Here is a 26,078-nt window from a genome sequence, read left to right as displayed (position 1 = left end):
CTCTGCCATGATCACAAACAAAATCAATGCTGCGGAAAGTATCCGAGGCTTAGCCTGCCTTGCAGTTGTATTGTCACATCTATCGCTGACTTTCTTTCCCCAAATGCATCATTTTGATTTAAGTGTCGTACCTCAATATCCCTTTTTTGATCAACTTTATCATTCCCCATTTGCATTCTTCTATTCAGGTACAGGCGCAGTTTTTGTCTTTTTTGTTTTAAGCGGTTATGTCCTGAGTTTATCGAGTTTAAAAAAGAAAAATTCAGCTGAAAAACTAAAAAAATCATTAATTAAGCGTTATCCACGTTTGGCTATTCCCGCGTTTATCTCTTGTATTATTGCCTACCTCGTGTGTTTCCTTCCTGTCGATGTTACGCATGTTTCTGAATGGGGGGCAGCTTTGGCAAATCCTCATCCAAAATTAAGTATAGCTTTGTATGAGGGTAGTATCGGAGCATTTTTATTTGGGGACTCAAGCTATAACTGGGTGTTGTGGACGATGCAGATTGAGCTGCTCGGTTCATTGGTAATTTATTTCGCCAGTTATTTTTATAGCAAACGACCGATGCTTGCAGGTCTGTTCTTGCTGTTGAGTATTGCGACAGCCTATACGATTTCACAAACTGTATTACTCGGTATCCTGAGTTTTATTTTAGGTATGGGTTTACTTCTATATGCATCAGAATTAGCAACAGGCCTATCTGTGTTGCTATTCACGCTGGGGCTATATTTCTGTGGTGCGCATAACGAGAGTTTGAGTTATCGGATTTTTGCTCAATTTTTAGGTGAGCAAACCTACGATTATCTGAATTTTATTGGCGGTTTTTGTATCGTGTATGCGGTATTAAAAGGCAAATGGTTAGCACAATTTTTTGATTCACCATTTTTAGTTTTCTTAGGCAAGATCTCATTTTCTATTTATTTAATTCATCTTGCTGTGATTTATGCTTTAGCAATTCCTTGTTTTAATCTATTTCATATTCAATTGGGTTTTTCGTATTGGGTAGCGGGTCTGTGGGCGAGTTTGTTTACAGTGATGATAAGTATTGTTTTAGCTACTCCCTATAGTCGCTATGTGGATGATATTGCAATTAAAGTCTCTAGTAGGCTTACAAAGATATTTTAATTTCACAGTATTCATTTCGTCCTCAAACGATTCGTGACGATCAACTGGATCAACTGAAAGCCTTGGATATTATTCCATCTTTCTTCTCATTGCATACGTTCTATTGGGGGATTGGCATCGTCAACAAAACTTAGGTGAGGCGAGAGCAGCACGCATTTCACCAACGGCAAGTGCTTTGAAGAAACAGCTTATTTTTACAGAGCATCATGATGCACCTGTTGTGCCGCCGAATAGTTTGATGATGTTAGATGCAACTGTAAATCGAGTGACACGCAGTAATTATGTATTAGGTGCAGATGAGTGCGTGAGTCCCTATATGGCTTTAAAATCGATGACGGATTGGGCAGCTTATCAATATTTTGAAGATGAACATAAGGGCACGATAACTTAAGGGAATCTGATTTATCAGAAACTGGGAAATTAGATAAACCAATAAAAAACCAGCTTAATCAGGCTGGTTTTTTATTAAGAACGGCGGCTTAAGGCTTAGATATTATCTAAGTTAATGCCTAAACGTGCAGCAACTTCTTCATAAGCCTCAACCACACCACCTAAACCTTGGCGGAAACGGTCTTTGTCTAATTTTTTCTTGGTGTCTTTATCCCATAAACGGCAACCGTCTGGAGAGAATTCATCACCCAATACGATACGATCGTGGAATACACCGAATTCAAGTTTGAAATCAACAAGAATCATATTACCTGCATCGAATAATGCTTTCAGTACATCATTCACTTGGTAAGTCAGTTCTTTCATTTTTTCAAGTTGAGGTGCTGTTGCCCAACCTAAAGCAATTGCTTGAGATTCATTGACCATTGGGTCGCCAAGCGCATCATCTTTGAAGAACAATTCAAATGTTGGTGGTGTTAACTCTTTACCTTCTTCAACACCTAAACGGCGGCATAATGAACCTGCTGCGTAGTTACGAATAACACATTCAACAGGGATCATTTGTAATTTCTTCACAAGCACTTCTGTTGGAGAAAGTAACTTTTCAAAATGAGTTTCGATACCCGCTTCAGCCAACTTTTCCATGATGAAGGCATTAAAACGGTTGTTCACCTTGCCTTTACGATCTAGTTGCTCGATTTTTTCGCCATTGAATGCTGATGCATCATCACGAAAGACTAAAATCAGGTGATCAGCATTATCTGTTTCATATACAGATTTTGCTTTACCAGTATAGAGCAAGGTTTGTTTTAACATGGGGGAACCTTTTGAAAAAGTATGCCTAGTAAACGACTAGGCTGGCCAATTTTGGTAAATCTGGGTTAACACTTCAGCTGCAACGGCAGGGTCTGCAAATGTTGTATCAAGTTTGAATAGCGCAACTGTATTGCTTGAGCCTACAGCCGATAATTTAAGTAGGTAATTTTGATCACCTACCTTAATCGTTGCTTCATAGCCATTTTCTGCTTGTGAAATAACTTTGTAGTTGAGGCTGCTCAAGGTTGCAAAAGTATATTGCCATGCACTTGCTGTCGGGCCATCAACTTTGAGTAATGGGTTTTTATTCCCATCAGTGACAAGCTGTGGACGACCCACTGTTGAAGCGGTTGCTGAAGTATTATCGGCTGAATTTTGCATCGCTTTTGGACGAGGCAATGCATAGCGGTTGCCACTTTCATTTTCAAGCTTTGGTGCATGCTCAATTGCAAGTGGATCAACCGTAGGCGCTGGATACAATGGCGTAAATGGTCTTGCCGTTATGCCCTCAGGAAATTTGAGTGGTTCAAGTGCTTGTGCTTTTTTATAATCTAAAGAATGATTATTGAGGGCAAAACGACCACAACCAGCCAAACTTAAAGCTGAAATGACTAGGACAACACCAAGACGTAATTGCATCATAAATTGCTCGTATTAAATAATTCCCGCAGCTTTTAAATCTGTGCGGAGCGGTTCACGATATTGTTGTGCTAGAGCGGTTAATGGTAGGCGAATACCTGTACCAATTGAGCCCATCTCATGCAATGCCCATTTCACAGGAATTGGGTTTGATTCGCAAAACAAAATATTGTGTAGATTTGCAATTTGTTGATTCAAGCTTTGTGCTTTTGCTTTATCTCCAGCTAACGCAGCTTCACAAATTTCGCTCATTTGCTTTGGTGCAACATTGGCTGTTACAGAGATATTACCTTTTGCACCCAGTAAAATCAGTTCCCAAGCAGTTTCATCATCACCTGAATAAACAGCGATTTTATTATTTAAACCTTCGATGAGGGCTTGACCACGTGGTACGTCGCCTGTTGCATCTTTAATACCAATAATGTTTTTAACATCAGCAAGACGAATAACGGTTTCGTTTTGCATATCGACACCAGTACGACCTGGTACATTATAAAGAATTTGTGGAATATCAACGGCTTCAGCAATTGCTTTGTAGTGTTGATATAAGCCTTCTTGTGTTGGTTTATTATAATATGGCGTAACGAGTAAGGCCGCATCAGCACCTAATTCTTTTGCAGCTTTAGTCAATTCAATCGCTTCACGCGTTGAATTTGCACCTGTGCCTGCGATAATTGGAATACGTTTGTTGGCTACACGAATCACTTCTTTGATGACTTGTGTGTGTTCTTCCATGCTTAATGTAGACGCTTCGCCCGTCGTGCCGACCGCAACAATACTATGTGTACCTTGTTGGATATGCCACTCAACGAGCTTCTCAAGACTCTTCCAATCTACGCTGCCATCTTCAAACATAGGGGTGACGATTGCGACAATTGAGCCTTGAATATTCTGTGCTAGCTGAGTCATTTTAAAAAACTATCCTATTTTCCCATCCGAGATTGAATTAGTTGAAACGAAATATTGGATGGTTGCAGTATTTTGATTGGTCATCCAACAATTCGATCGGGTCGAATGACAATTACGCAAATTATGACTGATCGGAGGCATAAGAACAATATGCTTTAGTCAAACTGTGGAAAACTTTAATTCATCTTTATCTTGAATCGTTTTCATCTTTTGTAAAAGTGAAAACATGAGTAGCCAGAACATAATCAGCAGGGTATTGTAAAAATACAAGCTTAAAACTGGAGCATGCTATGCAGACACAAACTCATCATGTCGCATTAATTGTTGTTGATGTCCAAAATGGATTTACTCCTGGGGGGAATTTGGCCGTTGCAAAAGCAGATCAAATTATTCCGATTATTAATCAACTTGCAAAAAAGTTTGAGCATATCGTGCTGACACAGGACTGGCATCCTGAGCAACATATTTCTTTTGCAGATAATCACGACGATAAAGTACCGTTTGAAACCATTGAATTGCCGTATGGTACCCAAGTGTTATGGCCGAAACATTGTGTTCAAGGCACTCACGATGCGGAATTTCATCCTGATCTGGATGTTCCAACTGCACAACTGATAATTCGTAAAGGCTTTCATGCCGATATTGATAGTTATTCTGCTTTTATGGAAGCAGATCGTAAAACTCCAACAGGTTTAAAGGGTTATTTAACAGAACATCAAATTGATACAGTATATATCGTAGGGATTGCCACAGACTTTTGCGTGGCGTGGACCGCCTTAGATGCTGCACAGATGGGCTTTAAAACTTATGTCATTGAAGATGCCTGTAAAGCGATTGATTTGGATGGTTCACTAGAAAGCGCATGGCAAAGAATGTTAGAGCAGGGGATTGAGCGTATTCAATCGACTACAATTTTGTCATAAGCTTGAGCCGCTTGATCCAAAGGCGTTAAACTTATAAAACTGATAAATCAATATCAGTTAAACTCTAACTTCAGACAGAATTGAGCGTTTTATGTCAGTCGAACTTGATGATTTTGATCAGAAAATTATTCATTATTTACAAATGAATGGAAGATTAGCTAATCAAGAATTAGCAGAATTGGTGGGATTATCAACTTCTCAATGTTCACGTCGTCGTATTCAGCTTGAACAAAATAAAATTATAACGGGTTACTATGCGCAAATCGCATTAAGTGCAGATCCGACACCGATCATGGGTATTATTGAAGTGAAATTGCAAAACTACAATGATGCGACACACGATCGCTTTGTTGAGTTTCTTTTAAATGAACCTGCGGTGAAAGATATTCATAAACTCACAGGAAGTTATGATTTTGCACTGAAGGTTGCAGTCAAAAGTTTAGATGAAATGGTCAAATTGATTGGGATTTTGTCATCTAGTAACTTTGGCGTCAGTAATTTAAATACATCGATTGTGTTGGAAAAATTAAAAGAAAATGGGATCGCGATTAAGTAAAAAATCTTTCTCTTAGATGAATACCATTCAAACTGAAGCATTCGACGTTGTTGCATAAAGATTATTCAAAAAAGGATATTTTGAGTATAAATTGCATTTATGGTGAAAATATAAGAATAAATTGCGAAATTTGAATAAAAATGATCAAATATACCATGTCTTTCTTTGAAAGATCTTTCTCCCTGCTGTTTTTCTCCTATTGAGTTGTATCCTTATGAATACCGATCAGAATATATCTTTGGTCAGTCCAGTCATGCCTGTGATTGACCAACACTCTAAGATTGAAGATGGATTGGCCATGTTAATTGGTACATTCATTCTATCGTTTGCCATGAATTTATTGCAGCAAGCAGGGATTATGACAGGTGGTACAGCGGGCTTATCGTTGTTGATCCACTATATTACCGACCTGAAGTTTGGCATCTTATTTTTCCTGATCAATATTCCATTTTATTATTTTGCTTATAAAAAAATGGGCATGGCATTGGTCGTCAAGACATTTATTGCCGTTGGATTATTAGCTGGTTTTACTGAAATTATTCCTCATTTTTTTCATTTATCTAGTGTAAATCCAATTTATGCTGCGATTTTTGCGAATGTGTTGATGGGGGTAAGCTTTTTGATTTTATTTCGCCATCGTTCAAGCTTAGGAGGCATCAACCTCTTGGTTCTATATTTACAAGAACGCTTTAACATTCCAGCAGGTAAAGTACAGATGGGAATTGATGTTACCATCTTATTAGTTTCGTTGTTTTTCGTAGATTGGAAATTGATTCTAATTTCAATTTTAGGGGCTGTTATTTTAAATTCAATTATTCTTTTGAACCACAAAAGCAGTCGTTATGTGGCTTAAATCTGATCATCAATGGCAATAAAAAAGGAGGGCTAACCCTCCTTTTTTTATTTTGTAATTATTCGACTGTTACGCTCTTGGCAAGGTTACGTGGTTGGTCAACGTCGGTACCACGTAATACAGCAACATGATACGAGAGCAATTGCACAGGAATACTGTACACAATTGGTGCTAACCATTCATTGACGGCTGGAACATGAACGACATGTTGGCGATCTTTACCATGAATACCACTGTTTTCATCAGCAAAAACAAATAATTCCCCACCACGAGCTTGAACTTCTTCCATATTCGATTTTAACTTATCGAGCATTTCATCTTGTGGAGCCAAGATCACGACAGGCATCTCATTGTCTACTAAAGCCAATGGACCATGCTTCAACTCGCCAGCCGCATATCCTTCAGCATGAATGTATGAAATTTCTTTCAGTTTCAATGCGCCTTCTAGAGCGATAGGGAAGTGTGTGCCACGTCCTAAGAACAAGCAGTGGTTTTTCTCAACGAAGAGTGCTGATAGACGCAGAATTTCAGTATTGCCTTGTAAAGTATCTAAAATTACTTTCGGGCAATGCCATAGCGCTTCTGTAATTTCCTTCAATTGAGCATCTGCAAGACGTTGTTTAACTTGACCAATTTTTAAGATCAACAACATCAATGCTGCAAGTTGAGTGGTAAAGGCTTTGGTTGATGCAACGCCGATTTCAGGACCTGCAAGCGTGAGTAAATGATGATCTGTTTCGCGAACCATTGATGAAGTGGCAACGTTACAAATCGTCATGGTGCTGATGTCAATATTGTTGGCTTTAGCACGTTTTTGGGTTTCACGTAACGCGGCTAAGGTATCGGCTGTTTCACCAGATTGAGAAATACAGATATACAGTGTATTTGCCACAATCACTGGGGTGCGATAACGGAATTCACTTGCAATCTCAACTTGGCAAGGGACGCCAATCAATTGCTCGAACCAGTATTTTGCAATCATTCCTGCATGGTAGCTGGTACCGCAGGCAATGATTTGTACTTGCTGAATTTTGTCAAAATCCGCATTGGCATGTTGAAGAAAATCTTCACGCAAATTATTGCCATTTAATGCTTGTGAAATCGTTTGCTGAATCGCTTCTGGTTGCTCATAAATTTCTTTGAGCATGAAATGCTTATATTCGCCTTTTGATGCATTGCTGACGGTTGCATCTAGTTCTTTGATTGGACGTTCAACACGGGTTCCATTGACAAAAACTTCAATACTCGTACGTGTTAAGCGCGCAATATCACCTTCTTCGAGATAGACGAAGCGATTAGTAACAGGTAATAAAGCCAATTGGTCTGAACTAATAAAGTTCTCGCCAATACCTACACCAATCACCAATGGTGAACCTTCACGCACAGTGATCAGTTCATCAGGGTGTGCGGTATGCACAATACCCAGTGCAAAAGCGCCTTTTAGGCGAGGAATAACGTTTTGTACAGCTTCAAGTAAGCTATCAGTTTGCTTTAAAGCATCGTTGACAAGATGAGCAACAACTTCAGTATCTGTTTGTGAGGTAAAGATATAACCTAGCGCTTGTAATTCATCTTTAAGCTCTTGGTAGTTTTCAATAATACCGTTATGTACAACAGCGACATCACCTGAAACATGTGGATGAGCATTATTTTCAGTCGGTTTACCATGGGTTGCCCAACGGGTATGTGCAATACCTACATTACCAGTCAAATGCTGCTCAGATACTGCTTCAGCTAAATTTGCAACTTTACCTACACGACGTTCGCGTAAGATTTGTTGATTATTCAATAACGCTAAACCCGCAGAGTCATAACCGCGATATTCCAGACGTTTTAATCCTTCAATCAGAATATCAGTTACACATCGTTCAGCAACGCCACCAACAATACCACACATAATTTTATCCTCTTATTTTTTCAGTTTTTGGGGGCGCTGATAATTTGCTTTTTCAAACTGTTTTGATCGTTCAACAGCTAAACTATGCTCTGCCACATCTCGAGTTAAAGTTGAGCCTGCACCTGTGGTTGCACCTTGAGCAATTTTAATTGGTGCAACCAATGAGTTATTGGTACCAATAAATACATTGTCTTCAATCACAGTACGATGTTTATTTGCGCCATCATAATTACAAGTGATGGTTCCTGCACCAATATTACAATCAGCACCTATATCTGCATCACCTAGATAAGTAAAGTGATTGGCTTTAGAGCCTACACCAATATTAGAATTTTTAACTTCGACGAAGTTGCCAATATGCACATCATTCGCAAGATTTGCGCCTGGACGAAGACGGGCGAAAGGACCGATTTGAGTGTTTTCTCCAACGATCGCATTTTCAAAAATGCTATAGGCTTGAACTTTAGTACCTGCCGCAATACGAGTATTTTTTAAAATACAGCCTGCGCCAAGTTGAACGTTGTCACCTAATTCGCAATCACCTTCAATAATGACATTAACATCAATTTGTACATCTTGACCACATTTCACAGTTCCACGTAGGTCAAAACGATTTGGATCAATTAAATGTACGCCTTGTTGCATCAATTCTTTTGCTTGCTGTTGCTGAAATTGACGTTCCAAAGTTGCAAGTTGTAGGCGGTCATTCACACCTTCAACTTCAAATTCAAGCTCAGGTTGAATTGAAGCAATTTCTAAGCCATCCGCAACAGCCATTGCCACGATATCCGTAAGGTAATATTCACCTTGAACATTGTTATTAGACAGTTTTGGCAACCATTGATGTAATTTGGCATTACTTACACAATAAATGCCCGTGTTGATTTCTTGTATTAGACGCTGTTCGTCATTGGCATCTTTATGCTCAACAATCGCTTGAATCTTATTTGCTTGACGAACGATACGACCATAGCCTGTTGGATTTTCAACATTTAGGGTGATCATACCAATACCAGATTGGCTAGAAGCTTCAAGCAACTGCTCAAGCGTGCTTTGACGAACGAGTGGAACATCCCCATATAAAATCAAAGAAATACCATCTTGAGGTAATACAGGGAGAGTCATTTGAACAGCATGACCTGTTCCTAACTGTTCTGCTTGTTCAACCCACTCTATTTGTTCAGCAGCAAAGCTTTGCTTAACGAGTTCACCACCATGACCATAAATCGTAATAATATTTTGGGCATGTAATTTTTTTGCAGTTTGAATCACATGTCCTAAAAGTGGACGACCTGCCAATGGTTGTAATACTTTTGGTAGTTGTGAACGCATTCGCGTTCCTTTCCCCGCTGCAAGAATAATAACAGTTGTTGACATAACTAACTCTAATATCAATGGTTTAAGTCAAAAAATAAAAATGAATCATAAAAATACAAAGCGCAGCCCAAAGACCTGCAATGATGTCATCAAGCATAATCCCTAGACCACCAGTAACTTTTTGGTCTGCCCAACTAATCGGAAATGGTTTCCAGATGTCAAATATACGGAAAAAAATAAAACCGACAATGACCCATAACCAATTTAATTGCTGTAGATAGAGCAAGGGTAGGAGCGTAATAGATTGTCCTGCAAATTCATCCCACACAATTCGACCATCATCGTGTACATGAATGACTTTCGCTGTTTGCCCACAGATGTATATGCCCACCAAAGACATGATAAAAATTGCTAAAACACTCAAATTAAAACCGAGATATAACCATAATGGTGTAAATAACAATGCAAATGCAGAACCAAATGTTCCCGGTGCTTTAGGACTGAGACCAGAACCAAATCCAACCCCGCAGAAAACGATGCAGCGATCGAACCAAGTCATCTGTTTGAAGTGAATGGGAGGCTTATGCAAAATGTTGGTATCCATGAATTTGTAGTGGGTAATTTTCACCCATATACTCAAATAACAATCCAGTTTGTTGGGTAATTTTGCCAATTATTGTAAGCGGAACATCTAATTGTTGTCGCCACAGTTTTTCAAAATTTTGCGGTGATATTGTAAAGCACAGCTCATAATCATCTCCACCTGCAAGCGCATAATGCAAAGCTTGTCTCAAATCTAATTGTTTTAGTGAATAATCTATCGGAAGCTGCTCAAGCTGTAATGTTGCACCTACTTTTGAGGCGTTCAGAATATGTCCTAAATCTTGTGCGAGTCCATCTGAAACATCAATCATACTTGAGGCTAAACCTTTTAGCTGCTGTCCCAAGTTACAACGTGGCGTTGGATAATCTAAGCGTTGTTGCAGAGGATGTCCTAAGTGTCGTAATCCAAACGCGGCATCACCAATCTGTCCACTAATACAGACATAGTCGCCGACTTGTGCACCTGATCGGGTAATGGCCTGACCTTGTTCAATCCAGCCTAAAGCGGTGACACTTATAGTGAGTTGGGTGCTTTGAGTAGTATCGCCACCGATTAGGCTAACACCAAATTGATCGCAACAATCAAAAAGACCCTGACTAAATCCAGCCAACCAGTCATGATCAACGGTAGGGAGGCTGAGTGCGAGTAAAATACTATGGGGTTTTGCACCCATTGCGGCGAGATCAGATAAATTGACCGCGACACTTTTCCAGCCAATGGCATGGGCAGAGGTATCTAAGGGAAAATGTCGACCAGCAACCAATGTATCTGCACAGATCACGAGTTGTTGTGAGGGAGGAGGGGTAACAATGGCTGAGTCATCACCGATACCTAAACTGACATCAGATTTTGATGTACGTTTAAAGTACCGCTCAATAATTGAAAACTCAGCCATGCAACATCAAGCCTATTATTTTGCTTGTTGTTTTTCAGCTTCACGAAGCTTTGATGAAAGACGGTCTAATACACCATTGATGTATTTATGGCTGTCTGCACCACCAAAGTGTTTTGCTAGCTCAATTGCTTCATCAAGTACAACGCGGTATGGAACTTCGAGATGATCTCGTAATTCATAAGCACCAAGTCGTAAGGTTGCAAGTTCTACACCATCTAGTGCAGTTAACTCACGATCAAGTACAGGGATGAGTAACTCATCTAAAGCTTCATGTTGAGCAACCACTTGAGTGAGTAATTCATGGTAATAGTTAAGGTCAACTTTGTGCATCGCATTTTCTACACGTGTACGTGCTTCAATTTCATGGACAGGGTTATGACTCATTTGCCATTCATAAATCCCTTGTACAGCAAAACGACGTGCTTTGCGTTTCGCTGCATAAGCGGCCTGAAGTGTTTGCGACATGCTTTAAATTGCCTTTAATAAGTTAACCATTTCGATTGCAGTCAATGCAGCTTCGCTACCTTTGTTTCCTGCTTTCGTACCTGAACGTTCGATTGCCTGTTCAATGCTGTCTGTGGTTAAGACACCATTGATCACAGGCATTGTGCTTTCAAGTGCAACTACACCTAAACCTTTCGCACATTCACCTGCAACAAAATCAAAATGTGGTGTACTACCACGGATCACTGCACCGAGTGCAATGATGGCATCAAATTTGTTTGAAGCCGCTAATTTTTTTGCAACGATAGGAAGTTCCCACGCACCTGGTGCGTGAATAACAGTAATCGCATCTTCTGAAACGCCATGACGTTTTAAAGTGTCGATCGCGCCTTCAAGTAAATGTTCAACTACGAAGCTGTTGAAACGTCCTACTAAGATCGCATAACGACCTTCGCTTGCGAGATGTAATAAACCTTCAATTCGGCGAATTGCCATAGCAACCTCGATTATTTTGCTGTGATTTGATCGGCAGTGATATATTCCACTACCTCTAAATGAAATCCTGATAAAGCATTGAAACGAAGTGGAGAACTCAACAACTTCATTTTCTCAACACCAAGATCACGTAAAATTTGTGCACCGACACCAATTGTTTGATATTGCTGCGATAGAGCTGCATTTGATTTCAGTGGTTTTGGTTGGTTCAAATGATGAATGGCATGACCTAAATCTTCCAAGTGATCTTGTCCAATCCAAACCAATACACCACGGTCACTTGCAGCAATCGTTTTCATTGCAAGATCAAGATTCCATGCTGGAGAACCATCGGCTTTATTAAGCTTTAAAAGATCACGAACAGGGTTGAAACCATGGACACGAACAGTGGTCACGCCTTCTTTCGGCTCACCTTTTACCAAAGCTAAATGGATATCTGGATTACCAATTTCACGATATTTATACAGTTCAAATGTACCGTATTCAGTATCAATGGTTTCTTGAGACAAACGTTCAACCGTTTGTTCATTGGTCATGCGGTAATGGATCAGATCCGCAATTGTACCGATTTTTAAACCATGTTTTTCTGCAAAAACTTCTAAGTCTGGACGGCGTGCCATGGTACCGTCTTCATTAATAATTTCACAGATAACAGAGGCAGGCTCTAGACCTGCTAAACGGGTGAGGTCGCACCCTGCTTCCGTATGACCTGCGCGGTGCAATACACCGCCTGGTTGAGCCATCAATGGAAAAATATGACCAGGTTGAACGATATCGCTTGGTTTAGCATGTGCTGCAACTGCGGTGCGAATTGTATGCGCGCGTTCAGCAGCGGAGATACCGGTACTGATCCCTTCAGCTGCTTCAATCGACAGCGTGAAGTTAGTGGCATGTTGTGCACCGTTTTGATCTACCATTAACGGTAAATTAAGCTGTTTACAGCGATCACGACTCAAAGTTAGGCAAACTAGGCCGCGCGCATGCGTAATCATGAAGTTAATATCTTCAGGGCGAACATGCGTTGCAGCGATGACTAAGTCACCTTCATTTTCACGATCTTCATCATCCATTAGGATGACCATTTTGCCTGCACGAATATCTGCGACAAGCTCTTCAACACGACTCAGCGGCATTCGCTTTCACCTTTTATGCTGCCTTTTAGGGCACTAGTATTCGATAAATCTGGTGTAGTTTACCGTATTTTAATAAATTTCGCCTGTGCTTCTTTATCAATTAAAAAAGTGAATCAAGCAAATAATAAAGCAACGCTTTATCCTAATGGGCATTTATAGCCCTGTAAGGGAGCGTTGCATTTTGAATTTGAACCGATACATTCGATCGAGCTAAGATTCAGTCGAAGCTTTTACTTTTTTACCCATCAAAATTTCAGTGCGCAGGTTTTGTGCTACGGTGGCACATTGCTCATTCATCCCATTAATCATAAAGGCATGACGAGTCATGATACTACTCGGATTTGGCATCACAACTAATTCATAACTATTTTGAACCGTTTTGAGTTGCTCATGATTGAGGTGTAAAGCTGCTTCCTTGGCATGTAAGTGTTGAGTTAAGCGCTTGGCTGCCTCAATCGCATCTAATTGCATCGCTTCTACAGCACTAGCAACAGCACCGCGCGTTTGTAGTGCAAAACGTTTATCTTCACGATAACGCTTATATAAAACATCTGCCAATAACTGGAAAACAGCACCAATCATCATCAGACATTCTAATGCATGGGGATGTTCTGATGTCGTCGACAAGGTTGCGCCTTCAGCATTAAATTCTTGAACGACGTTCATTTGTGCAGCGTCGAGTTGGTAATGCTTCGCACAGAGATCAATGCTTTTATCCAAGAATAATTGACAGAGTTTAAAATAAGGTACAGAAACGGATTGGTTGACACTGCTCAACAGTTGTTTTGGATCATAAAACTGGATATTCAGTGCGACGGTTTGATGATCTAAATTGACTTGTTGATCTGTTGTTGGAGCTTTTTCAATACGTGATTTTGGTTGAGCTTTTGCCTGTTGCTGTGCTTGTGCAACTAACGTGACTGTATTTTGCTTCTCAAGTGCGAGAGCCTGAGTTAAACGTTGAATTTCATGTTTAAGATGATTTTCCTGATTGATACGGGCTAAATATTCACTACGTGTTGGACGTGCAATGGCACGATACGCCAACCAGATCAACCCATGAATAAATAAAGATGCCAAAATCGCCAGCCACTGCGTGCGTAAGATTTCACCAATACTTGGTTGGATAAGCGTAATTTCAACCGTTCCAACTTTCTTTTCATTTTGTAGTGCATCTCGAACAAAGACCTCACCTTGACGCGTCTTTGCCATACCACTGGTTGCAAGGACTTGTTTATTGGCATCGAGGATACGAATGGATGCGACACTTGGGTTGGTTGCATAACGGTTGGCCACCAGTGCCAATGAGACCGTGTTGGCAGGTTCCAGTTCTGAAAGGCTATCTGCCACAAGCTGACTGGTCATCAGTTGTCCCTGACTGGTGCGGTTTTCATTGAGTTGATGTGTCGTTGCAATCACCAGTAAAAAGGTATGCAGTGCAAAACTTACGATCAGCAGGCTAGCAAATAGCCCTTGGCGTGGCGCATTCAAGTTAAACTTCCAAGATAAATAAGAGTCAAATAGATTCAGGTCAGGTTATGTTATGATTCTTACATACAATAGTTGTCGCTCAAACACGAGTCAATTCATGCGTGAAATCATTCTTATATCCTTTTTAGGACCAGATCAACCGAATCAGTTTACTCGATTAATGCAGGTACTTTCCGTGCATTCTTTGCAAATACTCGATGTGGGTCAGGCTGTTATCCATAATCAACTCACTTTAGGAATTGTTGTTGCTTCGGATAATGAGACTGCAACAGCATTAGCAATGAAAGAGATTTTGATTTTAGCACATGATATTGGCTTAACTGTGCGATTTAAACCAATCTCCAACGCAGAATATGATCAATGGGTGAGTGAAGGTGGGCGTACCCGTTATATCGTGACGGCACTTGCACCAGAGCTTACCGCTGCGCATTTGCAGGCAGTCACTAAAATTGTATCGAGTCAGGGCTTCAATATTGAAACAGTAACACGCTTATCTGGTCGTTTAGATCTCGATGCAGAAAGCCAATTTCCACGTCGTGCCTGTGTTCAGTTTGGTTTAAGTGGACAAATGTTGGATGCACAAGCGATGCGAGCTGCATGTTTGAGTTTGTCAGGTGAGCTGAATATTGATGTAGCGGTACAAGAAGATAATGCTTACCGTCGTAATCGTCGTTTGGTTTGTTTTGATATGGACTCAACCTTGATTGAACAAGAGGTGATTGATGAATTGGCGCTAGAAGCAGGTGTCGGTGAACAGGTCGCTGAAATTACTGAGCGTGCCATGCAAGGTGAACTCGATTTCCAACAAAGTTTTCGTGCACGTGTTGCATTGTTAAAAGGCTTGGATGCTTCTGTATTACCTAAAATTGCAGAACGTTTAACCGTGACGGAAGGGGCGGAACGTTTAATCTCGACACTGAAAGCATTGGGATATAAAACTGCAATCTTATCGGGTGGTTTCCAGTATTTTGCTGAATATTTACAAGCAAAGCTCGGTATTGATGAGGTACATGCCAATATTTTAGATGTACAAGACGGGTTGGTGACAGGTGAAGTCAAAGGTGCAATCGTGGATGGCGCACGTAAGGCTGAATTATTGCGTCAATTGGCAGACAAAATGGGAATCTCATTAGAGCAGGCGATGGCTGTTGGTGATGGTGCTAATGATCTACCTATGCTATCAATCGCAGGTTTAGGTGTGGCGTTCCGCGCTAAACCACTTGTTCGTCAAAATGCGAATCAAGCGATTTCGAGTGTAGGTTTAGATGGTGTTTTGTACTTATTGGGTATGCATGATAAAGATTTAAATCGTGCTTAACACGCGAGTTCTTAGATGTAAATAAAGCCGCTTTCGAAGCGGTTTTATTTATTCTACAAGCGTCATTAATTCGTCATATTTATGTCTAAATGTATAGAAAAACAACGATAAAAAAATTCTGAAAAAAGTTTCTGAATGATTAAAAAGAGCTATATTTTTTTGTAATGACACGCCGCAATTGATGCTATATAGCACTTTGAGGCTTTTGTAATTTAAAAAAATGTAATGACAAAAGCATATTGCGACACCTTGTGTCGTATGGTTAATTTCAAGCTCTTTTTTTCTATAAAAAACCCTCCATAATGCATAAAGACGTTAATGCAACACCGAATATTGTTTAGAGATTACAGAACAAATATGAGGTTTGGACACGATCCAAACCACCTTTTAAAGACGGAGGTTTCTATGGAAGCAGCGAATTTCACCATGTGGGTTGGATTTGGCTTAATCGCTGTCGCAGTTATTGCTGTTTTCTTTTCTCCTTATCGTCGTTGGTTAGGCTTTATGCTAGCGGGTATGTTGAGTTGGGGACTATTAGAAGTGGTGCGCTTTGGTATGCAAACCATGTTCGAAATGTCGGTCGCCTATAGTTATTTGACAGCCCTGAGCCTTGCGATGCTAACGGTTACATTCATACTTTTACGTGAAGACAAACAAACACAAAAGCAATTGGCGAAACGTCAGTATATTGAACATACGCCAGTCTACAAGGATGACCAACAACAATGTTCTAGCCGATAATTTATAATAATTTGAACTACATCAAAAGCATGCTCAGCATGCCTTTTTTGTGCTAACTTTCTGCAACAAAGCTTTTACAGACATATCGACAATTGTGCTAGGATACGGTTGTCTTAATTTTCATCATTATACTGTAGGCATAAATGTCATGAAGCTTTCTTCTTTACCTGTGATTCAGTTACCGATCGTTGATGTAAGCACTGACCCACTTGATCTATTAGTGGCAGGTTTGGCGTTACGTATGAAGCAATTGGCACGTACGAGCCCAAAGTTTATTGAATTGGTTCATGATCGTGAATTTCGTATTCAAATTGGTACAGATTTAGGTTTGGCACGTCAGATTATTGTTAATCGTGGCAAAATTGATACGGTTGCGGGTAGTCCTGAAAAAGCTGATTTTATTTTGCAATTTGCTTCAAGTGAGCAAGGCGTAAAAACTTTGGTGAAGGGTGATCCAACTGCATTCATGACAGGTATGCAAGATGGCAGCATTAAAATGGAAGGTGACTTCAGCTTGTTAGTTTGGTTTAACCAAGCAGCTAAATTGATTCCACCGAAAGTGCCAAAACCAGTAAAAGAAAAAATTCGCCAAGCACGTGCATTTATTAAAGAAAAAACAGGTAAATAAACTAACCTGAAAAAAACTCCCTAAAAGGGAGTTTTTTTATGTCTCATTTATTCAATTTCTAAATTAAAAGTCACAGGCCCATCATTAATTAAATGAACTTTCATATCAGCAGCAAAAATACCTGTTTGGACATGAGCAAATTGTTGACGTGCATACTCAACCAATTGCTCATACAAAGCTTTCGCTTCGGCTGGCGGCATGGCAGGTCCAAAGTCAGGGCGTAAGCCTTTTTGTGTTTGCGCCATCAAAGTAAATTGTGAAACCAATAAAAGTCCACCCTGAGCTTGGCTTAGATTCCACCCCATTTTGCCTTGTTCATCATCAAATATTCGATATTTTAGAATCTTATCAATGAGCTTTTGTCCTTGCTCTAAAGTATCGCTTTTACCTAGACCTAAGAATACGAGTAAGCCGTGCTGAATTTCGCCAGTGGTTTGACCCTCAACCACGACTTTCGCTTCTAAAACTCGTTGAATTAATGCGCGCATAAGATTAAAAAATAGGTGAAATAGAGTGAGGCAGTGTAACAGACACCGCATATAAAAATGAGTTGTGCAGCAAAAGTCTACTATTCAATATGAGTCAATTGATTGTATAACAATAGCTATTATGCAAAAGAATCGGTTATAACCATCCGCTATGTCTGCCATTATTCGATCTTTACTCGACACTGACTTATATAAATTCACCATGCTACAAGTGGTGTTGCATCAATTTCCACAGACGCATAGCGTGTATTTATTTCGCTGTCGAAACTTAGAAGATACGGTTTATCCTTTGGTTGAGATTTTAGAAGATCTAAATCATCAGCTTGATTTACTCTGTGAATTGCGTTTTTCTGAAGATGAGTTGCAATATCTTCGTTCTTTACGTTTCATCAAAAGTGATTTTGTTGATTACCTTGAATTATTCCAGCTAAAAAGACGTTTTATCCAAGCCAGTATTGATGAATCGGGTCGGTTGGATATTCGGATTGAAGGGCCGATGGTTCAGGCCATGATGTTTGAGATTTTTGTATTGGCGATCGTCAATGAGTTGTATTTCCGCCGTATCCGTAACGATGAGGTATTGGCGGAAGGTGAGCGTCGCTTACAACAGAAATTACTTCAGTTAGAACAATATGCAAAAGAACAAAAAGAGAGTGATCCACCATTTTTAGTTTCGGATTTTGGCACACGCCGTCGTTATAGTTTTGAATGGCAAAAACATGTGGTACAAGCCTTTTATGCGGTTGCACCAAAAGTGTTTCGTGGAACCAGTAATGTTCTACTTGCTAAAGAGCTGGGTATTAGCCCAATCGGGACGATGGCACATGAGTTTTTACAAGCGTTTCAAGCTTTAGATGTGCGATTACGTAATTTTCAAAAAGCGGCTCTAGAAGCATGGGTACAAGAATATCGTGGTGATTTAGGCATTGCTTTGACCGATGTGGTTGGAATGGATGCTTTTCTACGTGATTTTGATTTGTACTTTGCCAAACTCTTTGATGGCTTACGTCATGACAGTGGCGATCCCTATGAATGGGGGGATAAAGCGTATGCGCACTACCGCAAATTAAAGATTGATACCAAAACCAAAATGCTGACTTTTAGTGATGGTCTAAATTTAGAAAAAGCATGGCTATTGCATCAATATTTTAAAGATCGTTTTCAAGTTAGTTTTGGTATTGGGACAAATCTGACCAATGATATGGGGCAGACTCCACTCAATATCGTGTTAAAACTCGTGGAGTGTAATGGTCAATCGGTGGCCAAAATTTCCGATAGTTCAGGTAAAACCATGACTGACAATGAAACTTTCCTTGCATATTTAAGACAGGTGTTTGAGATCGAAGAGGTCAGCTAATCTATAGCTGATTTTCTGCTAATTGAAAGCAAAAAATCAGACAAAGATAAAAAGTCGGCTATGTTAAAATTGATTCAATGCGGATAGAAATAGCATAAAAATGACTGATGTAGATTTTAAACTGGGTTTACTGATTGAGCCTGAAGAACTTGTACCTTATTTAGGACATGAGCTGATTCGTGTCGTTGATTTAAGCCGAGCATCGGTTTATGAACAATTGCATATTCCTCATGCCATTCATTTACAACCTAAATTCTTGGTTGCACAGCATGAACAGGCGAATGGGGTGTTACCTGATCTAGCAGGTTTACAAGCTCTCGTCGAAAAATTAAATATTTCATCTCAACATCATATTGTCGTTTATGACGATGAAGGTGGGGCGTGGGCAGGGCGTTTAATCTGGAACTTACATTGTCTTGGTTTTAACCGCACCAGTTTGATTAATGGTGGGATTCATGCTTGGTTGGGGGCAGGCTTACCAACCACAGCAGATATAGATAAAGTCATCCCTGTGAGCGAGCTTGTACAAGTTAATTTGAATAGCGTGCAACAGTATCGAGTTGAATACAATGAATTGCTTCAGCAGGTTCAAGAACAGAATATTCAGCTCTGGGATTGTCGCACTAACGAAGAATATACTGGACTACGTTTAGCTGCGCGACGCGGTGGTCACATCCCAAATGCATTGCATTTTGAATGGAGTACTGCCCTAAACCGTGAAAATCATCTAAAATTACACCCGCTTGAACGCACTCAACAACGTTTAGAACAATTAGGCTTTAATTTACAACAACCTGTGGTGGTGTATTGTCAGTCACATCATCGTTCGGGTTTGGCGTATATATTGGCAAGATTGCTCAATTGGCAAGTCAGAGCCTACGATGGTGCGTGGAGTGAATGGGGCAATCGCCTCGATAGTCCTATTATTTCAGGGGAGTCACCGTCTTGAGTTTTTCAGCAGATTTAAAAAAACAACTTTTTATCAAAGCACAAAATTTAGTACCGCAACATCAACTGAGCCGTGTTATTGGCAAAGTTGCAGCAAGTGAAAACGTTTTGGTGAAAACTGCTGTGATTCAAGCATTCAAAGCAAAATACGGCATTGATATGAGCATTGCCGAACAAACGAATCCAAATCAATATAAATCATTTAATGAATTTTTCACTCGTGCATTAAAACAAGGTGTACGTGGTGTAGATGAACAAGCGGATAGTATCGTGTGTCCTGCGGATGGTGCGATTTCACAGTTGGGTAAAATTGAAGCAGGTGATATTTTTCAAGCCAAAGGTCAAAGCTTTTCTGTTGAGAAATTAATTGGTGATCCACAACTGGCAAAACCATTTATTGATGGTCAGTTTGCAACCGTTTATTTGTCACCGAAAGATTATCATCGTGTACATATGCCATTGGCTGGCACGTTGACTGAAACGTTATATATTCCAGGTGAGTTGTTCTCAGTCAACCAAACTACAGCTGAAAATGTACCAGGTTTGTTTGCGCGTAATGAGCGTATGGTATGTTTGTTTGATACAGAACTTGGTCGTATGGCGGTGGTCTTAGTCGGCGCAATGATTGTTGCAGGCATTGAAACTGTTGCAACGGGTAAAGTAAAACCAACAGGTCGTGTTGAATTACAACATCACCAAATGCAGTTAGATAAAGGGGCTGAGTTAGGTCGTTTCTACTTAGGTTCTACTGCTGTGGTTTTATTTGAAAAAGATAAAATGGTGTGGGAAGAGCAGTTTAAAGCGAACTCAACTGTGGTGATGGGTGAGCGTTTAGGTCATTCGATTTAATTAGTAAAATTATAAAAAGCCCCAAGATAGGGGCTTTTTTACGTATTTTGTATAAGGCGTATTCTGTTAATTTTAAGAGTTATTTATAATTATTACTATTGAAATTAGTACATTAAATTTATGGAGAAATAGATTTTGGTTTTATTGTTTACTTAATGAAAATTTAAATCAATTTTCATTACAATTTCTTGAAAAAGAATTAACAAGTTGTTTTTCAAAGACAACTGGATTTAATGTTCAATATGAAGAGGATTCATTTGACTCTTCTGAAAAGCATTTATTGCTTTCTTGGGCGAACTGGTGGATTAGAGTTTTTTTATGAAACTGGCCAACATATAATTGATGATTCAATGAAAATAGTAACATATGCTGAACCTAGTCGAGCGAAAGATTTTTTTAATATTAATAAGCGAATAGTAGTTAAGTTTGCTGATGATAAATCAAAAAATTATACAAACCACACAATTTTGATGCTGGATTATTTGGAAGATATTGAGAATATAATAATATTTAACCCTCAAAATAATACTTTTTTCGAAAGCTAATATATTTATAGCACTATGCCATTTAACAGAATGGCCGTTATTTAAAATCATATTTGAGAAATTATATTAAATCATTTGCTTAATGATTTTTACGCCACCCTAAAAAAGATAAAGAAACTGACTTAGACACAAGTCGGCTGCTTTTTAAGCATGTTTGATATTTCTGACCAAGCATAAAACTAATCCTGTAAGCCATTTCTTACACCGATTAACGTCAATGTCCCATTTGCAACTTTAATTGAATTGTCTAATATCAACTCATCAGGAACAGGAAGTTCCAAAACATAAAACAAGAATGATAAGTTTGAGCATCAGGACGTGAGGTAGAACAGGAGTTATACCTAAAGTGCGAAATACGAAAAAGCCCGACAGGATGTCGGGCTTTTTTTTATTCGATTTGAATTTGTTTTGCCCAAAACTCAATAAGAAATTGCAGAGATTGGCTGAGCGGTTTGTAGCTTGGCCAAATCGCATGAATTGGCATATCTAACCGATTGGTCGTATCACTAAATGCTAAACGAGCTAAACTTTGCTGGTTAAAATGCGGTTTCACAACAGAAAGGGGAAAATTTCCCCAACCCAATCCTTGCTCGACCATCTGAATTGCCATCTACAAATTATCAGTCATCCAATAAGTTTCAGAAACCAGAATGCGTGGATCGGGTAAAGCATAATGTTTACTCGCCACAATAACTTGTCTAGGATCATGCAGATCAGTTTAATAAAAGCATTTTTGTTAGATTTAAGCCTGATGGTTCTGATACCTTGTTATACCTTTGTTTATAATTATCTTTTCGACCATATTTTTGATTTACCCAGTCATTTGGTAGAGTCGAAACCTGTATCTGTTTAAGTCATTCCTTCATTTGAAATGTATTTTTATCTATGTGTTATTGATCTCAAAATCAAAGAATTATTTGAAAAAAGAGCGTATTTATATACGCTCTTTTTGATGGATTTTTAATCTAATTTGAAGGAAAGATTTCAAATTTAGAGACGAATCCACGTCATATTTCTAAACGTATTATTATTCGGGTTTTTCGCATTTATTGTGAGCATTTTACCTGTTTTGCTTAAACGCGCATTCAAAGTATATTTATATCCATCATAAGGATTGATCCATACACCTTGTCCAAACTCTTCATTTAGATTCAGCATTTTAAGATTACTCAGTACTTCCATACCAATAATCGGCTGATTTTTTAAAGCACCAGTACAAGGGGTGCATAGTGTAGGAATCGCCTCTTTGCCTTGAGGGTACATTTTCACAATGACAGCACTGTATTGTTCAGTTTTAGAATTACGTCTGATCACAATATCAGATAGATAAGAACCACTCCGTTCATCTACCACTTTCCAAGTACCGATCAATGGATCAGTAGGCATGGCGATTGCTGAAAATGAACTACTTAAGCCTAGGAGAAAGGCGAAACTACGAAAGAAATGAGAATTCATAAAATATATTACGTCTAAAGAGAAATGTGTGAGCGGTGAAATTAATCAAAATATTATTATATTATTATTGTAATTAAATTGTAATATCAAATATTTAGGGAGCAATTTTAGCTCCCTCTATTTTAACCTATACGATACAAACGTTCTTTGGGAAAGACAGCGGTAAAGGTTGAGCCTTCGTTTTCTTTGGAGCTAATTTCTAAATGGGCGCCATGTTGCATTAACACATGTTTGACAATTGCTAAGCCTAAACCTGTCCCCCCTGTCTGACGGCTACGTGCGCTGTCAACACGATAGAAGCGCTCAGTTAAACGGGGTAGATGTTTTGGATTAATGCCAATCCCATTATCTTGTACGGTAAAGTAAGCGTGATCGCCATCTTCATGCCAGCCAATCGTAATAATGCCACCTTTCGGTGTGTATTTAATTGCATTGGTGATTAAATTACTAAACGCACTGGCAATTTCCATATCAGAGCCGATTAAATCACAATGACTGTCGATATCTAAATTTAAAGTATGACCATAATCGAGATTATAAGCACGCGCATCATCAAATAATTGATTCATCAAATTTGCCATGTCAATAATTTGATTTTTAGCAACTTTTTTATTGTTCTCTAAATTGGATAAAAGCAATAAATCATTCACCAATGCATTCATGCGTTTGGTTTGTGATTGCATTTGAGTGAAAGCGCGTTTCCAGCGAGGAGTAATGTCATCTTGATCGATAAATGTTTCGATATAACCACTCAATACGGTGAGCGGTGTACGTAATTCATGAGAAATGTTGTCCACGAAGTCTTTACGCATTTGTTCAAGATTATGTACGCGAGTAGTGTCATATGCCACCAATAAGCGGCTTTCACCACCAAAACGAGTTAACTTGACTTGCACATATCGGTCTTCGTCCATTTGAGCCTGTAAACGGATACCATCAGGTGCTTGATCGATATGATTAAAATATTCAATAAAGCTGGGTTGACGCAAAATAGCCAGTAAATTACGTCCGCGATCTAAAGGATTGATGCCTAATAACTTTTCGGCAGCAGGGTTCCACCATTCAATCTGATGTTGGTCATCAATCAAAACGACAGCTTCCGCCAATGCAACCAGAGATGATTGAGCACGATCAATCAAACCTACCATTTCGGCTTGAACGATACGTTCTTGTCGCTGCGCTCGATAGACATTAAATAATAATGCACCCCAAATACCGCTTAGATTTGGGGGAACATCATAGGGACGATTTGAGATCCACTCATTGACTAAATACAGTGAGCGCAGTTGGAGTATAAAAAAAACGACAAACGCGACAAAAATACAGCTCCAAAAGTATCCAACCCCGAATCCAATTAAGCTCGCAATCAATAAGAAAAAAAGTAGCAGTCTTAGATCTTGTTTTGCAAACGTCCATAAATTGCTGTGACGGAAACGTTGATGTTCACGTGCCAATTCAGGGACGGGATAAGGTTCATACATAAAGGATTTTAACCTGCTGCTAAATCAGCTCGTGTAGAAAAACGATAGCCTGTGCCACGTACTGTTTGTACAAAACGATCTACGCCAAAAGGTTCTAAGACTTTGCGTAAACGACGGATATGCACGTCAATGGTACGATCTTCGATATAAACATTACCGCCCCAAACTTGATCCAGTAATTGTGCACGTGTATATGCACGTTCAGGGTGCGTCATAAAGAAAGCCAATAAACGATATTCGGTTGGACCCATATCGAGAATACTGTTCCCAAAGCTCACACGCTGGCTAACTGGATCAAGCATTAAGCCATTAGCATCAATGACTTTTTCTCCACTGAGCGCATTTGCACGACGTAATACGGCTTTGATACGAGAAACCAATTCACGTGTAGAGAATGGTTTGGTCATGTAATCATCTGCACCCGCATCTAGCCCTTGCACTTTATGGTCTTCTTCACCACGTGCTGTCAGCATGATGACAGGAATTTCAGCTAAGTTTTCATCACGTTTGAGACGACGGCATAGATCTACACCACTGACACCACCCGGTAGCATCCAATCCAGCAAAATAAGAGCAGGACGCTGATCGACGATAATCTGATGCGCTTGTTTTGCATCCTCAGCTTGTAAACATTGGAAGCCTGCCATATCCAAAGAGGTATGGATCATTTCGCGGATCGGTAGCTCATCATCGACAATTAAAATATAGTCATCTTTCACTGCGCAATACCCTTAAAATCTGTAACGGTGAACCGTTTTGTTGTTATGACAGGCTTATTACAAAGATTAATTATGACAATATCATTGCAAAAGAGTTAATAAAGTCGAATTTAGCAATAAATTGTGACAATTCTAAGGCAGAGTAGTGACCAAATAATGACAAGTTGTTTGCAAATAAAACAAATGAATTCATTTGTTTAATACCATCGAAACCTTTCTATTTTGTTCGTCACAAAACTGTAAAAGGATTTTAATTTTTTTGTGAGGTGGTTTCAATAAATGATAAAAACACAGCACAACAAGCAGATAACACATCTTCTAAGGGCTGTTTAAAACCTTCGGAAACCCAACGAATAATAATATGCGTCACATATCCATTTAAACCTGTTGCCATTAATGAAACTTCTTCATCACTTTGTGGCACATTTGGCATGGTAATCATCATGAATGCTTGAATAATACGATCAAATTGGGTCAAAGTTTCCTGAATCGTGGCTTGATTATGCAGGTCTTGAACCAACATGGCATCGATATAAATAATTCGTGCCATACGAGGGTCATCTTTAATTGCACTTAATAATGCGGATAAACCTGCCGTGACCATATTCTTAGGTTCAGGTGCAGCCATGAGCACAGCTTGGGTTAAACAATTTTGCATTTTGCCAATCATTTTTAAGAATACCGTTTGGAAAAGTTCCTCACTTTTCTTAAATGATTCATAAAAATAACGCTCAGTCAGCTTCGCCTCATTACAGACATCTTTGACAGTGACCGAAAAAAAACCCTGTGTACCATAGGTCGCAATGCCTGCTTCAATCAATTTTTCGCGGCGAGCTTCTTTGCGTTCAGTTAAAGAGAGACCTTTAAACTGGCGCTCTTTCGCTTCGGTATTATTTTTCTTGCGTGTCGCTAGATCTTCAGTTGCCATGGAAAAACCGTTCCCTAAAAAGTCTTTAAATCGTATGTCTAAGATTTATTTGCATTTTAAACAGGTCTTGCGAATTTATAATAACTAAATTTCGTAAAACTTATTTCATCGTGTCTAAACATCTTACGTCATG

General features: G+C 39.3%; 27 protein-coding genes and 3 pseudogenes. 13 read left to right on the top strand and 17 right to left on the bottom strand.

Annotated features, from left to right (window positions below; genetic code table 11):
- Positions 1-7 precede the first annotated feature (7 nt).
- Together CDG56_RS08470 and CDG56_RS08465 are read left to right on the top strand one after the other, a co-directional pair.
- Positions 8-1,126 (top strand): acyltransferase family protein, encoded by a 1,119-nt coding sequence (locus tag CDG56_RS08470; protein ID WP_087547584.1) that lies wholly within the window; start codon positions 8-10, stop codon positions 1,124-1,126.
- A gap of 23 nt (positions 1,127-1,149) precedes the next feature.
- A pseudogene (locus CDG56_RS08465) lies at positions 1,150-1,514 on the top strand (amidohydrolase family protein); the annotation flags it as partial.
- A gap of 98 nt (positions 1,515-1,612) precedes the next feature.
- Here CDG56_RS08465 and purC read toward each other — a convergent pair.
- The 3 genes from purC to dapA are packed head-to-tail and all read right to left on the bottom strand — an operon-like array spanning position 1,613 to position 3,880.
- Complete coding sequence (gene purC / locus CDG56_RS08460; protein WP_004659747.1) at positions 1,613-2,332, bottom strand: phosphoribosylaminoimidazolesuccinocarboxamide synthase; 720 nt, start codon at positions 2,330-2,332, stop codon at positions 1,613-1,615.
- Positions 2,333-2,368: 36 nt separating this feature from the next.
- Entirely contained in the window at positions 2,369-2,971 is a 603-nt protein-coding gene (locus CDG56_RS08455) for a hypothetical protein (protein ID WP_034602567.1), read from the bottom strand.
- A gap of 15 nt (positions 2,972-2,986) precedes the next feature.
- Positions 2,987-3,880 carry a 4-hydroxy-tetrahydrodipicolinate synthase gene (gene dapA / locus CDG56_RS08450; protein WP_005157049.1) on the bottom strand — a complete coding sequence of 298 codons (894 nt, stop codon included), beginning with the start codon at positions 3,878-3,880 and terminating at the stop codon, positions 2,987-2,989.
- Between the two features lie 290 nt (positions 3,881-4,170).
- Between dapA and pncA the strand changes: the two genes are divergently transcribed.
- From pncA to CDG56_RS08435, 3 genes are all read left to right on the top strand, one after another.
- Positions 4,171-4,803 (top strand): bifunctional nicotinamidase/pyrazinamidase, encoded by a 633-nt coding sequence (gene pncA, locus CDG56_RS08445; protein WP_087547583.1) that lies wholly within the window; start codon positions 4,171-4,173, stop codon positions 4,801-4,803.
- Positions 4,804-4,894: 91 nt separating this feature from the next.
- The gene (locus CDG56_RS08440; RefSeq protein ID WP_087547582.1) at positions 4,895-5,359 is read left to right on the top strand and encodes an Lrp/AsnC family transcriptional regulator; all 465 of its coding nucleotides are present in this window, start codon (positions 4,895-4,897) and stop codon (positions 5,357-5,359) included.
- Between the two features lie 214 nt (positions 5,360-5,573).
- Entirely contained in the window at positions 5,574-6,212 is a 639-nt protein-coding gene (locus CDG56_RS08435; protein WP_005157043.1) for a YitT family protein, read from the top strand.
- 58 nt (positions 6,213-6,270) lie between these two features.
- On the opposite strand, the gene glmS is transcribed toward CDG56_RS08435, so the two are convergent.
- The 8 genes from glmS to CDG56_RS08395 form a co-directional block, all read right to left on the bottom strand.
- Positions 6,271-8,109 (bottom strand): glutamine--fructose-6-phosphate transaminase (isomerizing), encoded by a 1,839-nt coding sequence (gene glmS, locus CDG56_RS08430; RefSeq protein WP_087547581.1) that lies wholly within the window; start codon positions 8,107-8,109, stop codon positions 6,271-6,273.
- 12 nt (positions 8,110-8,121) lie between these two features.
- On the bottom strand, positions 8,122-9,486 hold the full coding sequence (glmU, locus tag CDG56_RS08425; RefSeq protein WP_087547580.1) for a bifunctional UDP-N-acetylglucosamine diphosphorylase/glucosamine-1-phosphate N-acetyltransferase GlmU: 1,365 nt from the start codon (positions 9,484-9,486) through the stop codon (positions 8,122-8,124).
- A gap of 22 nt (positions 9,487-9,508) precedes the next feature.
- Complete coding sequence (locus CDG56_RS08420; RefSeq protein ID WP_004659761.1) at positions 9,509-10,030, bottom strand: phosphatidylglycerophosphatase A; 522 nt, start codon at positions 10,028-10,030, stop codon at positions 9,509-9,511.
- A complete protein-coding gene (thiL, locus tag CDG56_RS08415) occupies positions 10,008-10,925 on the bottom strand; it encodes a thiamine-phosphate kinase (protein ID WP_087547579.1) in 918 nt (305 codons plus the stop codon). Before thiL ends, CDG56_RS08420 begins: the two co-directional genes overlap by 23 nt.
- A gap of 15 nt (positions 10,926-10,940) precedes the next feature.
- Entirely contained in the window at positions 10,941-11,390 is a 450-nt protein-coding gene (gene nusB, locus CDG56_RS08410) for a transcription antitermination factor NusB (RefSeq protein WP_004659763.1), read from the bottom strand.
- 3 nt (positions 11,391-11,393) lie between these two features.
- The gene (ribE, locus tag CDG56_RS08405) at positions 11,394-11,864 is read right to left on the bottom strand and encodes a 6,7-dimethyl-8-ribityllumazine synthase (protein WP_004659764.1); all 471 of its coding nucleotides are present in this window, start codon (positions 11,862-11,864) and stop codon (positions 11,394-11,396) included.
- Positions 11,865-11,875: 11 nt separating this feature from the next.
- Positions 11,876-12,997 carry a bifunctional 3,4-dihydroxy-2-butanone-4-phosphate synthase/GTP cyclohydrolase II gene (gene ribBA / locus CDG56_RS08400; RefSeq protein ID WP_087547578.1) on the bottom strand — a complete coding sequence of 374 codons (1,122 nt, stop codon included), beginning with the start codon at positions 12,995-12,997 and terminating at the stop codon, positions 11,876-11,878.
- 210 nt (positions 12,998-13,207) lie between these two features.
- On the bottom strand, positions 13,208-14,488 hold the full coding sequence (locus CDG56_RS08395) for a hypothetical protein (protein WP_087547577.1): 1,281 nt from the start codon (positions 14,486-14,488) through the stop codon (positions 13,208-13,210).
- Between the two features lie 97 nt (positions 14,489-14,585).
- Between CDG56_RS08395 and serB the strand changes: the two genes are divergently transcribed.
- The 3 genes from serB to CDG56_RS08380 all read left to right on the top strand — a co-directional run bounded on the left by serB (position 14,586) and on the right by CDG56_RS08380 (position 17,175).
- Positions 14,586-15,806 (top strand): phosphoserine phosphatase SerB, encoded by a 1,221-nt coding sequence (serB, locus tag CDG56_RS08390; protein ID WP_004659767.1) that lies wholly within the window; start codon positions 14,586-14,588, stop codon positions 15,804-15,806.
- Between the two features lie 405 nt (positions 15,807-16,211).
- The gene (aciT, locus tag CDG56_RS08385) at positions 16,212-16,547 is read left to right on the top strand and encodes a ciprofloxacin tolerance protein AciT (RefSeq protein WP_087547576.1); all 336 of its coding nucleotides are present in this window, start codon (positions 16,212-16,214) and stop codon (positions 16,545-16,547) included.
- Between the two features lie 148 nt (positions 16,548-16,695).
- Positions 16,696-17,175, top strand: a complete 480-nt coding sequence (locus CDG56_RS08380) for a hypothetical protein (RefSeq protein ID WP_004659770.1) — start codon at positions 16,696-16,698, stop codon at positions 17,173-17,175.
- Positions 17,176-17,222: 47 nt separating this feature from the next.
- On the opposite strand, the gene dtd is transcribed toward CDG56_RS08380, so the two are convergent.
- Positions 17,223-17,663, bottom strand: coding sequence for a D-aminoacyl-tRNA deacylase (gene dtd / locus CDG56_RS08375; RefSeq protein WP_005157019.1), 441 nt, complete (start codon positions 17,661-17,663; stop codon positions 17,223-17,225).
- Positions 17,664-17,814: 151 nt separating this feature from the next.
- Here dtd and pncB point away from each other — a divergent pair, with 151 nt between their 5' ends.
- The 4 genes from pncB (at position 17,815) to CDG56_RS17295 (ending at position 21,362) form a co-directional block, all read left to right on the top strand.
- On the top strand, positions 17,815-19,020 hold the full coding sequence (gene pncB, locus CDG56_RS08370) for a nicotinate phosphoribosyltransferase (protein WP_087547575.1): 1,206 nt from the start codon (positions 17,815-17,817) through the stop codon (positions 19,018-19,020).
- Between the two features lie 100 nt (positions 19,021-19,120).
- Positions 19,121-19,969, top strand: a complete 849-nt coding sequence (locus tag CDG56_RS08365) for a sulfurtransferase (RefSeq protein WP_087547574.1) — start codon at positions 19,121-19,123, stop codon at positions 19,967-19,969.
- Complete coding sequence (gene asd / locus CDG56_RS08360; protein WP_087547573.1) at positions 19,966-20,817, top strand: archaetidylserine decarboxylase; 852 nt, start codon at positions 19,966-19,968, stop codon at positions 20,815-20,817. Before CDG56_RS08365 ends, asd begins: the two co-directional genes overlap by 4 nt.
- A gap of 257 nt (positions 20,818-21,074) precedes the next feature.
- Positions 21,075-21,362: a hypothetical protein gene (locus CDG56_RS17295; protein WP_227519053.1), complete on the top strand. Its 288-nt coding sequence runs from the start codon at positions 21,075-21,077 to the stop codon at positions 21,360-21,362.
- 388 nt (positions 21,363-21,750) lie between these two features.
- Here CDG56_RS17295 and CDG56_RS08350 read toward each other — a convergent pair.
- Positions 21,751-22,080: pseudogene (locus CDG56_RS08350) on the bottom strand (LysR substrate-binding domain-containing protein); the annotation flags it as partial.
- On the opposite strand from CDG56_RS08350, the pseudogene CDG56_RS17525 reads away from it, so the two are divergent.
- A pseudogene (locus CDG56_RS17525) lies at positions 22,069-22,215 on the top strand (chlorhexidine efflux transporter); the annotation flags it as partial. The pseudogenes CDG56_RS08350 and CDG56_RS17525 sit on opposite strands and share 12 nt — an antisense overlap.
- Before the next feature lie 137 nt (positions 22,216-22,352).
- Here the strand turns inward: CDG56_RS17525 and CDG56_RS08340 are convergent.
- The 4 genes from CDG56_RS08340 to CDG56_RS08325 all read right to left on the bottom strand — a co-directional run bounded on the left by CDG56_RS08340 (position 22,353) and on the right by CDG56_RS08325 (position 25,945).
- Positions 22,353-22,817, bottom strand: coding sequence for a DUF2147 domain-containing protein (locus tag CDG56_RS08340; RefSeq protein WP_005156997.1), 465 nt, complete (start codon positions 22,815-22,817; stop codon positions 22,353-22,355).
- Positions 22,818-22,939: 122 nt separating this feature from the next.
- A complete protein-coding gene (gene phoR, locus CDG56_RS08335; RefSeq protein ID WP_004659791.1) occupies positions 22,940-24,298 on the bottom strand; it encodes a phosphate regulon sensor histidine kinase PhoR in 1,359 nt (452 codons plus the stop codon).
- Positions 24,299-24,306: 8 nt separating this feature from the next.
- Entirely contained in the window at positions 24,307-25,017 is a 711-nt protein-coding gene (gene phoB / locus CDG56_RS08330; RefSeq protein WP_004659793.1) for a phosphate regulon transcriptional regulator PhoB, read from the bottom strand.
- A gap of 250 nt (positions 25,018-25,267) precedes the next feature.
- Positions 25,268-25,945, bottom strand: a complete 678-nt coding sequence (locus CDG56_RS08325) for a TetR/AcrR family transcriptional regulator (RefSeq protein ID WP_005156994.1) — start codon at positions 25,943-25,945, stop codon at positions 25,268-25,270.
- Positions 25,946-26,078 lie beyond the last annotated feature (133 nt).

The organism is Acinetobacter sp. WCHA39 (assembly GCF_002165385.1).
Lineage (GTDB): Bacteria > Pseudomonadota > Gammaproteobacteria > Pseudomonadales > Moraxellaceae > Acinetobacter.
The sequence above is the reverse complement of the archived record's forward strand: the minus strand, read 5'-3'. Positions and strand labels throughout refer to the sequence as shown.

What these genes read in the sequence shown, in the direction of transcription:
- CDG56_RS08470 (WP_087547584.1), top strand. Translation starts at nt 8, where the DNA reads ATGATCACAAACAAAATCAATGCTGCGGAAAGTATCCGAGGCTTAGCC.
- purC (WP_004659747.1), bottom strand. Translation starts at nt 2,332, where the DNA reads ATGTTAAAACAAACCTTGCTCTATACTGGTAAAGCAAAATCTGTATAT.
- CDG56_RS08455 (WP_034602567.1), bottom strand. Translation starts at nt 2,971, where the DNA reads ATGCAATTACGTCTTGGTGTTGTCCTAGTCATTTCAGCTTTAAGTTTG.
- dapA (WP_005157049.1), bottom strand. Translation starts at nt 3,880, where the DNA reads ATGACTCAGCTAGCACAGAATATTCAAGGCTCAATTGTCGCAATCGTC.
- pncA (WP_087547583.1), top strand. Translation starts at nt 4,171, where the DNA reads ATGCAGACACAAACTCATCATGTCGCATTAATTGTTGTTGATGTCCAA.
- CDG56_RS08440 (WP_087547582.1), top strand. Translation starts at nt 4,895, where the DNA reads ATGTCAGTCGAACTTGATGATTTTGATCAGAAAATTATTCATTATTTA.
- CDG56_RS08435 (WP_005157043.1), top strand. Translation starts at nt 5,574, where the DNA reads ATGAATACCGATCAGAATATATCTTTGGTCAGTCCAGTCATGCCTGTG.
- glmS (WP_087547581.1), bottom strand. Translation starts at nt 8,109, where the DNA reads ATGTGTGGTATTGTTGGTGGCGTTGCTGAACGATGTGTAACTGATATT.
- glmU (WP_087547580.1), bottom strand. Translation starts at nt 9,486, where the DNA reads ATGTCAACAACTGTTATTATTCTTGCAGCGGGGAAAGGAACGCGAATG.
- CDG56_RS08420 (WP_004659761.1), bottom strand. Translation starts at nt 10,030, where the DNA reads ATGGATACCAACATTTTGCATAAGCCTCCCATTCACTTCAAACAGATG.
- thiL (WP_087547579.1), bottom strand. Translation starts at nt 10,925, where the DNA reads ATGGCTGAGTTTTCAATTATTGAGCGGTACTTTAAACGTACATCAAAA.
- nusB (WP_004659763.1), bottom strand. Translation starts at nt 11,390, where the DNA reads ATGTCGCAAACACTTCAGGCCGCTTATGCAGCGAAACGCAAAGCACGT.
- ribE (WP_004659764.1), bottom strand. Translation starts at nt 11,864, where the DNA reads ATGGCAATTCGCCGAATTGAAGGTTTATTACATCTCGCAAGCGAAGGT.
- ribBA (WP_087547578.1), bottom strand. Translation starts at nt 12,997, where the DNA reads ATGCCGCTGAGTCGTGTTGAAGAGCTTGTCGCAGATATTCGTGCAGGC.
- serB (WP_004659767.1), top strand. Translation starts at nt 14,586, where the DNA reads ATGCGTGAAATCATTCTTATATCCTTTTTAGGACCAGATCAACCGAAT.
- aciT (WP_087547576.1), top strand. Translation starts at nt 16,212, where the DNA reads ATGGAAGCAGCGAATTTCACCATGTGGGTTGGATTTGGCTTAATCGCT.
- CDG56_RS08380 (WP_004659770.1), top strand. Translation starts at nt 16,696, where the DNA reads ATGAAGCTTTCTTCTTTACCTGTGATTCAGTTACCGATCGTTGATGTA.
- dtd (WP_005157019.1), bottom strand. Translation starts at nt 17,663, where the DNA reads ATGCGCGCATTAATTCAACGAGTTTTAGAAGCGAAAGTCGTGGTTGAG.
- pncB (WP_087547575.1), top strand. Translation starts at nt 17,815, where the DNA reads ATGTCTGCCATTATTCGATCTTTACTCGACACTGACTTATATAAATTC.
- CDG56_RS08365 (WP_087547574.1), top strand. Translation starts at nt 19,121, where the DNA reads ATGACTGATGTAGATTTTAAACTGGGTTTACTGATTGAGCCTGAAGAA.
- CDG56_RS08340 (WP_005156997.1), bottom strand. Translation starts at nt 22,817, where the DNA reads ATGAATTCTCATTTCTTTCGTAGTTTCGCCTTTCTCCTAGGCTTAAGT.
- phoR (WP_004659791.1), bottom strand. Translation starts at nt 24,298, where the DNA reads ATGTATGAACCTTATCCCGTCCCTGAATTGGCACGTGAACATCAACGT.
- CDG56_RS08325 (WP_005156994.1), bottom strand. Translation starts at nt 25,945, where the DNA reads ATGGCAACTGAAGATCTAGCGACACGCAAGAAAAATAATACCGAAGCG.